Here is a 6,979-nt window from a genome sequence, read left to right on the forward strand (position 1 = left end):
ATCTGAAATGTTGGCTTTGCCCCAGGCTATAAAAAGCTAATGTGGAAGGAAGCAGATCAATGAAAATGACAGCGACAGTAGTCAGAATCGGAATTGTAATGTTGCTAGGCATTGCCGTTTGGAATTTTGTTATTTACATTAGCGACGTGACGTCCGGAGAAGAATACAGTCGCTTAAACCATTTCTTCATTGCTCTCCTTACTACATTTTTCACTATTGCTCTTTTAGGAATCGTATGTAGAATTGATAACATTTCGTGGAAAAACCTTGGTCAGGCATCTCTTCGAACAAACATCTTTTCATTTTTTGTCGGCTTTCTTCTCTGGACAATTCCTGCATTAGTCGGTTTAGTTATTTGTCTCATGCTTGGCTGGGTTGACATAACATTCCATACGGACTTTAATGCCTTGTTGCTGAGCATCCTGATTTTATTCATTACTGTATTTTTGATGGAGGCATTGCCTGAAGAGCTTATTTTTAGAGGGTATATCTATCGTTACTTACATGTATCATTTCCCCATTGGCTCACGGTCATCTTGCAATCACTTTTGTTCACATTATTTGCTTTCTTTATAGGAGCGATGTATTCTGTGGAGCAAATTCAATTTATTCCTGGTTTCGCGTTTATTTTAGGGTATTTCAGAGCTGTGTCAGGAAACGTTTGGACATCAATTGGCTTTCATGTGGCGATCATGACCGCGACTCAAATATTAAATCCTTCTCATGGTCATTTTGATGTTAGTGGATTGTTTACACTTCGTTTTTTTGCTTTTATTTTACTGCCGAGTACAATTGGTGCGATTGCATTAGCGTTCATTTATCCCCATCACAAGTGGAGCCATAAAGCACCTACATGATAAAGTAGCTGAACATCATTATGCAATGGCTTGCTCGCCAATCGGTCAAAGCTAGTTTTGGCATAACTTCTTTCGTCGTTGTAGTAAAATAAAAGGGAGAATGCATGACAGATGAGAGGAAAGGAATTGACGAAAATGAAGCAAGTAAACAGTTATATTGACTCGGTTTTCTACAGTCAGGATCGACTATTGGAGGGGGTGATTTCTTCCATTCAGGAAAACGGCATGCCTGCGATTTCCGTCTCTCCTTCTACCGGAAAATTGCTGACGCTGCTCGTGTCGATCACGGGAGCGAAGCATGTGCTGGAAATCGGTGCCCTTGGAGGATACAGCGGAATTTGTCTTGCCAGAGGCTTCGGGAAAGAAGGAACATTAACCTCACTCGAATTAAAAGAAAGCTATGCAGAACTGGCCCATGAAAGTGTGACAAAAGCGGGCTATGGCGGGCAGGTTTCTTATCTTACCGGACCGGCTTTGCAAAGTCTCGAAACGTTGGCTGAGGAAGAGAAACGCTTTGATTTTTTCTTCATTGATGCTGATAAAGAGAATTACGAGAATTACGTAGAAGCCTGCATCAGATTAGCTGTACCGGGCGCATTAATTGTTTCTGATAATGTTCTTGCGGCAGGCAGTGTAATCGACGACACCGTTACACCGAAACGTTATACGGAATGTATGAAGAAATTTAATCATTTTGTAGCTGAACATCCTCAATTGGAGTCGGTGCTGATCCCGATTGGAGATGGGTTGACTCTTTCGAGGGTGAGGAAAGAGTAGCGAAAAAAAGTCAGTCGTAGAGCCTTTTTGCTCATGGCTGACTTTTTTTAAAAGATAAGAAAGTATAAACATTTTCGGGATGATTCAGGGCGTCGGCTTCGCACGTCGCTTCTAAGAAAGGATGCTACGCGTTTTCTTATCACGTGCTTCTTCTACCACTTCGGATAATATGGATAGGATGTGTATGGATAAGGCTGGTACTGTGCCGGCATATAGCCCTGGGTCTGGTTGTGAGCCGGGGCAGTGCGATCGGCGTTTCTCGTACAGTCTGTTGTAGGACCGATAAAGGTGGAAGGCTGAACAGGAGCCGTCGTTTGCGTCCATTCATTTTCGTCCATGCAGTAGGTGTGAGCCATGATGTTGGCAGGGGTGAGCTTCAAAAGATCAGAGCCAAGAATGACTTCAGGGATTGGCGCGTCGAAGATCGCTAAAAGGTGGGTGTTATCCGCCGTAGCGACTTCATAATGCCACCAGGCTTGAGGAACATTTGCTACCTGTCCGGGCGTAATCGGATAATGGAGAAACTCCTTTGTAAACGGGTTAAGCAGGGAAACCGTGGCGGCGCCGGAAATGCAATAGACTAATTCAGCCGCATTTTGATGATAATGTGGCTCAATCACATTATTCGTGCTGAGAAAAATATCAAGCAACGAGACATTTTCCAACGTATTTAATTGATTGGTGCTTAAAATGTTAATGTAATTTTGACTGTCCTTATGCATCAGGTTACTTTGGTTGACATCAAACGCGAACTCAGTTGAAGGTGATGTGTAATCCATATAGGAAGCCATTGATTATCCTCCTGCCTTTTCTATCAAGTACGATGAAGCTTATCTTCGGCATACTATGCGTCAAGCGTCTCGCCTGTGCATGTACCCAATTGGCGGAGGAAAGGAGACGATACATTGCCCTTTTACCAGTGCTGTTTGCGAAAACGGGAAGGTGTCAGTCCACTGTACTTTTTAAAGGTTCGATGGAAATAAGGCAGGCTTTCAAAGCCGCATTCTCGGGCGATGGCTTCAACCGTCAAATTGGAGCCTAACAGCATTTTCTTTGCCTTGAGAATTTTTTTCGTCATGATGTATTCTGACATTTTCAGCCCGGTTGTCTTTTTAAAAACTCTGCTTAAATGAGCGGTGCTGACATTGCCGTACTTGGCAAGCGTCGAAAGAGAAAGGTTACTGAGGTCCTGGGTTTCAATAAATGAAAGAATGTCATTCATCCAGCCGGGCGCCGTGTGAGGTAGGGGTGCTGTGCTGGAAGGATTGGACCGGGGCCATTCTCTGTTGATGAACAGTAGTAGCTTTTGCAGGTGAATGAGGGTGGCGTGCTTGTAGCCGGCTTTTTTTTCCGTTATTTCTGTCTGAATGGAGTCCAGCTCATTGATAACGGCTTGCTGCTGTGTTTCATCCAATTGATATGTATAGCTTTTTTGCTGTAAACATGTTTCAAACAGTTGGAGAAAGTGAAACGAGTCTCCGAGAAAACGATCCTGGACAAAAACAGGATGAAAAAAGACAGCCGTTGAGGTCACCGGATTGTCCTTACTTGGGAGAGCCCGGTGAATAATGTTACTTGGAATGACGAACAGATCGCCGGCTTGCATCAACTGAATCGATTGATCGACTAAAAAGGTTCCTTCCCCATCATAGACATAAATTAGCTCATACCATTCGTGATAATGAAAAGGCAGTTCCCGCTGCAGACTCTTGGAATCTTTGTAAACGATTTCGAAAGGAAAGAGACTGCTTGCTGCAAAGCTTTTTTGAATCGGTTTCATTCCCTGGTCCTCCCTGTTTTCTCTTCTTACTAACCATATCAAAATAAGGTATGAATACGCAATAATAGGCAATTTTTTTATCATCTGTTGCTGATAAGATGAAGGAAATAGCTAATAGATGAAGAGGGGATGAGAAGATGAAAGTGGTTTACTGCCAGCAGCCGAATACATTTCATGAGCGCGAGGAAGAAAAGCCTGTACCGAAGGAAGGGGAGGCCCTGCTTCATATTAAGAGGATTGGCATATGCGGAACGGATATTCATGCCTTCTATGGCAATCAGCCTTATTTTACGTATCCAAGAGTGCTCGGCCATGAATTAAGCGGCGAGATTGTAGAGATGAACGGGGAAAGTGAGTTTCAACTTGGAGACGGTGTGACGATTGTGCCGTATATGGAATGCGGAAACTGTGTGGCATGCCGGAACGGGAAGCCTAATTGCTGCGTCAGCCTGCGGGTGCTTGGCGTCCATACTGACGGGGGAATGAAGGAATTTCTTTCTGTCCCGTTCTCTCATTTGGTCAAAGTGAACGATATCTCCCTTGATGCGGCGGCGTTAATTGAGCCATTAAGTATCGGCGCTCATGCGGTCAGAAGAGCAGAGGTGAAGGAGCACGAGCAAGTGCTGGTGATCGGCGCCGGGCCTATCGGATTAGCGGTGATGAAATTTGCCGTGCTGGCCGGGGCGAAGGTGATCGCCATGGACATTAACCGGGAAAGACTGCGTTTTTGTCAGCAGTGGACCGGGGTTGATCATGTGATTCAGGGGGGGGAGGATGCGCTTTCAGAGCTTCAGCGGCTGACGAATGGGGACGGAGCGTGGACGGTGATTGATGCGACTGGAAATCAGCATTCGATGAACGAAGCGATCCGCTATGTTAGTCATGGCGGAAAGCTCGTCTTCGTCGGGCTGACCAAAGAGAATGTCAGCTTTCAGCACCCGGAAATGCACAAACGGGAAATGACGGTGAGCGGCAGCCGCAATGCGACGAGGGCTGATTTTGAGTATGTCATTTCCTGTATTGAAAAAGGTCTGGTTGACTGTGAGGCTTTGCTGACAAAAAGAATAAAGCTTGATGAAGTGGCACGGCAGTTTGCAGCGGTCACTGATCCAAAGACGAATGTAATTAAAGTGATGGTGGAAGTGGAGTAGTAGCAGAGGGGAAGGAGGAAGACGATGAAGCAACTATCCAAAGGTTTGATTGAGGAGAGCAAAGTGGAATGCTTTCGGGCGGAGCATCTGCCGGAAAAGGTCGTTCAGTTTGGAGAGGGGAACTTTTTGAGAGGCTTTGTCGACTGGATGATTCATCAGATGAATAAGCAGCAGCTGTTCAATGGCAGAGTCGTAGCGATTCAGCCGACTCCTCATGGGAAAGTCGTACCGAAATTGAAGGAGCAGGATGGCCTCTATACGTTTGTCATGCGGGGAGTCGAAGGCGGGCAGCCCGTGGACAAAAGTGAAATCATCTCTTCGATTGCACGTGGAATTAACCCCTATACAGACTGGCAGGAAGTGCTGGAGGTCGCTGAAAATCCGGCGATCGAAGTTATGTTTTCCAACACGACGGAGGCCGGGCTGATTTATATGCAGGAGGAGTATCACCAAGAGGGGTCCCCGCTTTCTTTCCCGGGCAAAGTAACGGCTTTTTTGTATCATCGGTACAACGTCTTCAAAGGTGCGGATGACGCAGGTTTGCTAATCATTCCGTGTGAGCTTGTGGAAGACAACGGAACCGTGTTAAAAGAGCTCGTGATCCGCATCGCCAGGGAATGGGGGTTTCCGGAGGATTTTATGCAGTGGGTCGCTCGCGCCAATCAGTTCTGCAACTCCTTAGTTGACCGTATTGTGACCGGGTTTCCGAAAGAAAACAGTGACGCTTTTTTTGAGCGGCTAGGCTATCAGGATGTCCTCTTAACCGTGGGGGAGCCCTATCATTTGTTTGCGGTCGAAGCCGATAGCGCTGCCGCCGGACTGCTTCCGTTTACAAAGGCCGGATTGAATGTGAAATGGGGAGATAGTACGATTTACCGTGATTTAAAGGTCCGCTTATTAAATGGCGCCCATACGATGATGTTTGCTGCAAGCTATTTAGCCGGGAGAGATACTGTGTTTGAAGCGATGAGGGATCAAACGCTGCTCAAGTATGTCGAGAAAGGAATGAAAGAAGAAATTCTGCCGTACGTCGAAGTGGAGGAGCAGGAAAAGCAAAGCTTCGCCGCCTCCGTGCTTGAGAGGTTTCATAACCCGTACACGAGGCATATGCTGACAGATATCGGCATGAATGCGGTCTATAAATTCCAGGTGCGGGTGATTCCGTCCCTGATTGCATACGTCAAGCACGAGGGCGCATTACCGCGGGTTCTCGTGTTTTCCCTCGCTGCTTTGATTATTTATTACCGCCCCGTACGGCGCGAGGGGGACTTTTTAATCGGAAGCCGACAGCAGGGGGAGGAGCACGTGATTCGTGATCATGATCACGTCATTGATTGCTTTCATGAGACCTGGGCCCGCTATGGAGAGGACCCGGCCGAACTAGCGGAAGTGCTGCTTCAGCAGCGGGAGCTTTGGGGCATGAATTTGCTGACAATCGACGGCCTGAAGGAAGCGTTGCAGCAAGAGCTTGCCGATATTTTGCAATATGGGGCAAGGAGAAGCGTGAAGCAGCTGCTAATGGACGTATAAGTGGGAACTTGCTCCCTCTAGTTGCGGAGATTAATGTCAAAATTTGACGAACAAAAAAGGTAGGATCTTCCCTATTGATAGCGAACGATAGTAGGGAGAAAGACTCTCTATCACATCCAGAACATGCTTCTCATGTAAATCTATTTTTACGAAAGGACGTGTGTGCATTGGTCGACAAGAAAATCCTTTATTCTTTTTGTGTTCGCAAATGGGAAGAGTTGGAACAAAAAGATGGCGAGTACAATCCCGAAAGGCATGACCCTATCGTTTTAAAGGCAGCTGGAAGGAAGTTCGGGATTACGCCGGAAGAGGCCGGGATTATTTATGATCAAGAGCTTGCCGTGCTGACTGAAAATGCGATTACAGGGAAAAGCAATTATGTCCTGACACCGAGGTTAAAGGCTATTTTGGATCGAGAGAGAAAAGAAAGATTTAGTTGAAACGACAAAGCAAAACATGCTCCCAATATGGTAGACAGTGACAGGGCCACTGAAAACTTCTTTTTTCGTAACTCGAAGAAGAGTAATGGCTTCGCACGTTGCGCGCCTTGCTGCGAGACACCCACTCGTAGCAAGGCTTTTAAAATTAGGCAACGGCTACGCTCATTACTAAGCTGCTGGAAAAGTGAAAATCATCCTTTTTCAGCAGCTTCGACAGTGACAGGGCTGTTTACTTTATTGGGAGTTTTAGTGGTTTTTAGAGGGAGCTAATATTGTTTTTTTGCGAAGCTCTCTAGTTGTTGAGCTGATCTTTTAATTGAATCAATTTCATAAAGCCTAGTTCACGATTGTTAGACGACCCCCATTTCGCTTTTAGTGTTTTTAAAAAATTAATTACGCGGCTTGACTAGTCTGCTTGCTAGAAAGGGACTTGGCTATACGATC

At 45.9% G+C, this 6,979-nt stretch carries 7 protein-coding genes; 5 read left to right on the top strand and 2 right to left on the bottom strand.

Annotated features, from left to right (window positions below; all coding sequences use genetic code 11):
• The first annotated feature begins 59 nt into the window (after positions 1 to 59).
• Together M3202_RS17475 and M3202_RS17480 are read left to right on the top strand one after the other, a co-directional pair.
• Positions 60 to 857, top strand: a complete 798-nt coding sequence (locus M3202_RS17475; RefSeq protein WP_251224549.1) for a CPBP family intramembrane glutamic endopeptidase — start codon at positions 60 to 62, stop codon at positions 855 to 857.
• A 135-nt stretch (positions 858 to 992) separates the two neighbouring features.
• Positions 993 to 1,634, top strand: coding sequence for an O-methyltransferase (locus M3202_RS17480; protein ID WP_251224556.1), 642 nt, complete (start codon positions 993 to 995; stop codon positions 1,632 to 1,634).
• A 152-nt stretch (positions 1,635 to 1,786) separates the two neighbouring features.
• On the opposite strand, the gene M3202_RS17485 is transcribed toward M3202_RS17480, so the two are convergent.
• Both M3202_RS17485 and M3202_RS17490 read right to left on the bottom strand, forming a co-directional pair.
• Positions 1,787 to 2,425, bottom strand: coding sequence for a cupin domain-containing protein (locus tag M3202_RS17485; protein ID WP_251224550.1), 639 nt, complete (start codon positions 2,423 to 2,425; stop codon positions 1,787 to 1,789).
• Between the two features lie 122 nt (positions 2,426 to 2,547).
• On the bottom strand, positions 2,548 to 3,414 hold the full coding sequence (locus M3202_RS17490; RefSeq protein WP_251224551.1) for an AraC family transcriptional regulator: 867 nt from the start codon (positions 3,412 to 3,414) through the stop codon (positions 2,548 to 2,550).
• A 137-nt stretch (positions 3,415 to 3,551) separates the two neighbouring features.
• On the opposite strand from M3202_RS17490, the gene M3202_RS17495 reads away from it, so the two are divergent.
• From M3202_RS17495 to M3202_RS17505, 3 genes are all read left to right on the top strand, one after another.
• A complete protein-coding gene (locus tag M3202_RS17495) occupies positions 3,552 to 4,565 on the top strand; it encodes a zinc-binding alcohol dehydrogenase family protein (protein ID WP_251224552.1) in 1,014 nt (337 codons plus the stop codon).
• 24 nt (positions 4,566 to 4,589) lie between these two features.
• Positions 4,590 to 6,095: a tagaturonate reductase gene (locus M3202_RS17500; protein ID WP_251224553.1), complete on the top strand. Its 1,506-nt coding sequence runs from the start codon at positions 4,590 to 4,592 to the stop codon at positions 6,093 to 6,095.
• Between the two features lie 167 nt (positions 6,096 to 6,262).
• The gene (locus M3202_RS17505; RefSeq protein ID WP_251224554.1) at positions 6,263 to 6,535 is read left to right on the top strand and encodes a hypothetical protein; all 273 of its coding nucleotides are present in this window, start codon (positions 6,263 to 6,265) and stop codon (positions 6,533 to 6,535) included.
• The last annotated feature ends 444 nt before the right edge of the window (positions 6,536 to 6,979 follow it).

It is taken from the genome of Halalkalibacter oceani, assembly GCF_023715605.1.
Taxonomy (GTDB): Bacteria; Bacillota; Bacilli; order Bacillales; family Bacillaceae_D; genus Halalkalibacter; species Halalkalibacter oceani.